At 44.6% G+C, this 2,773-nt stretch carries 1 protein-coding gene and 1 pseudogene; one reads left to right on the forward strand and one right to left on the reverse strand.

Annotation, left to right across the window (positions count from 1 at the left end; genetic code table 11):
- Positions 1 to 98: 98 nt before the first annotated feature.
- Positions 99 to 1,679 (reverse strand): glycoside hydrolase family 10 protein, encoded by a 1,581-nt coding sequence (locus tag H6F41_RS18605; protein ID WP_190404951.1) that lies wholly within the window; start codon positions 1,677 to 1,679, stop codon positions 99 to 101.
- A gap of 121 nt (positions 1,680 to 1,800) precedes the next feature.
- Here H6F41_RS18605 and corA point away from each other — a divergent pair.
- Positions 1,801 to 2,673 (forward strand): annotated as a pseudogene (corA, locus tag H6F41_RS18610) (magnesium/cobalt transporter CorA); the annotation flags it as partial.
- Positions 2,674 to 2,773: the final 100 nt, after the last annotated feature.

The following is a 2,773-nucleotide window of genomic DNA, read 5'->3' on the forward strand; positions in this document are numbered from 1 at the left end:
AAGTGGCTCAATTAGTCTCACAGTAATTAGTTCGGATATGGTGATTCTTAGAATCTTCCCATTAGTTCGGATATGTGTAAATAATTCTGCATGGCTACTTATTTGGGCATAGTTGCAGACTCCAGACCTGTAGCTTTGCCTGCTTTGCGAAGACGGTCGCTTTCGGGTTCCATCCATGAATAGACAAAATGACTAATGCAACTCAACTTAGGTGTTTTCGCAAGGATGGCTCGCGTTTGCACTTCAAAACTGGCATGACCATCAAAGCTCTGTCCCCAAGTCCCTGCCAAGACAGGACACACAAGGGTTTCTGGAGCAGATTTGCGGACGACCTCAGCGACTTGTTCGGCGACACATGTGCCATCATTACAGATGGCGTAGGTCATGGGGTGACGCTCCATGGAGCTAGGGAAGCGATCCCAAGGCTGCATTTTGGGATCTAATTTGCCCGCTTCGTTACGATTGCCGCCCGAAAAGAAAACCGTACCAATGGGAACATTCTGTTCCCGTACAGGAGTAGTTACTGCATTCACAAAGCTAAGTACGCCTTGATAGGCATGATTTGCAGCAATATTCCAGAGCAAATTTTGGACAGTCTTCGCCTTGTCTTGAGGATTTTTGATGTTGATTGGTTGCACTTTAGAGGCGGCGGCCAGTTTTTTCTCAGTCTGGATCACATCATCGGCATTGATATTGCCTTTTTGGAGATAAATCGCCATCAGTTCGCGCACGTTTTTATCATTGATGCTGTTAAGCAGGGCTGCCCGTGAAGACTGTCCATAAATCCATAGTTGCTTGACATTATCAATCAATGCTCCTGTGGCGGTCGTGGGGTAACGCACATAGTCAAATACCATGCCGTCAGGATTGCGTTGCATGAGAGCCTTTACTGCCATGGTCAGATCATTTTTGGCGATCGCACTGTAGGGATCGATGAACAAATGATCAGCTTCATAGGCATCTTCATAAAAAGCGCGACCATTACTGACCAATTTGCGATCGAAATTAGTATTAGCAATACTGTTGTCGCCATTGCCATTGATTGCCAAAGCAGCCGCTTTGCCACGCACTTCACTATAGCCATAGCCAAAATTCATCGCAAATGCCCAGCCATAGACTTTAATGCCACGTTCTCTACCAATTGCCACGGCCTGTTGCCACAGATCATAGTCCGCAGGTACTTCGCCCGATTTGACAGCCTCCTCCATCACCGATCGCCAAGGTGTGGGATTGTCCGCGACAGGGAGCAGTACGCGCCCATCATAGAAAACTTCGATAAAAACTTGGTTATAGCCACGATTGGCAACCTTATCAAATACATCTTCTAATACGCCAGCCTTGGCATCATTGGGATAGAGTCTGATCCAAGTTGCTTGGGTTTTCGGAAAATTGCGATCGCGGCAAGCTTGTAAGTCAGATTTATGTTTTTGGAGAATTTCTTGATATTGTGCCTTCGCTTTAGGGTTACTCGCACTAGTAATCAAAGCCGATTTTCGCAACTCATGTTTACGCAAAATCTCGGCACTGCTGACATCACAGGATGGCTTGCCCCAAAGAATCTGATCAGGCAATGGCCCTGCGATCGCATTTCCCGTAACCACATTACTTAAGCAAGCGAGAGATGCGATCGACAATAAATGACCCAACTTAAACTTCTTCGAGGCTGCTTGGCATTTCATAGACTTTATGGCAAATATCGTTCTTTTTTCGGTGTGTATCTATTAATTCTTAGACATTTATAGACTGACTAGCCTTAACAATGTGGCACACTGACAAGTGTATTTCATGACTCGCTTCACTATGCTTCACAACCCTACCCGATTTAAGCCTAGCCCCATCGAAGATGATTCTGAAGAAAATGAAGAAGAACTAGAGTTCTATGATTTTAATGAACCTGCACCAGGGAGTCCACCTGGCACGCTGATCATTGACGAAGACGCGACTATTCCCAATATCTTCTTGATTGATTACAACGCTGAAGAAGCACTGGGAATGCAATTGGCTACTCCTGAAGAATGTTTTCCATATTTAGACAGCCAGTCAGTCTCATGGGTTGATGTCCAAGGTTTAGGTTCTGAAGATGTCTTAAAAAGGCTGGGTAAAGTGTTTAGCCTCCATGAGCTGGTGCTAGAAGATATTGTTAACATTCCCCAACGTCCCAAAGTGGAGAGTTTTGAGGCTCAGGAATTAATTATTCTGCACATGGTGACTAGCCGTGATGATGGGATTGGCTTTTATGACGAGCAAGTAAGTTTAATCTTGGGTAAAAATTATGTACTGACAGTGCAGGAAGAACCCGAAAATGATGTGTTTGAGCCAATCCGACAGCGCATCCACCGCAATCGCGGCGTAATTCGATCACAAAAGTCTGACTATCTCGCCTACTCGCTCATTGATGCGATCGTCGATGGCTTTTTTCCTGTACTAGAAGACTATGGTGAACGTCTTGAGGATTTGCAAGATGAGGTGGTCGCCAATCCAACCCGTCAGACCCTAGACAAAATTCATAAAATTAAACGCGAGCTATTACTATTGCGTCGTGCTATTTGGCCGCAACGGGATGCAATTAATTCTTTGATTCGCGAGGAAAGCCCCTTAATTGACCGCGATGTGCGGGTATTTTTGCGGGACTGCTATGACCATACGGTGCAAGTAATGGACATGGTTGAAACCAGAAGTGTTGAACGATAAGAAATAACTAGAAAAAATCGCTTCTAATTTAGTAAACTAGAAACGACAAATTAAAAAATATTGTTAATGATGCTATCTAACT

Origin of the sequence: Pseudanabaena mucicola FACHB-723 (assembly GCF_014696385.1) — a bacterium.
Lineage (GTDB): Bacteria > Cyanobacteriota > Cyanobacteriia > Pseudanabaenales > Pseudanabaenaceae > Pseudanabaena.

Excerpts from the sequence above, each read along its gene's own strand:
- H6F41_RS18605 (WP_190404951.1), bottom strand. The coding sequence starts at position 1,679 with ATGAAATGCCAAGCAGCCTCGAAGAAGTTTAAGTTGGGTCATTTATTG.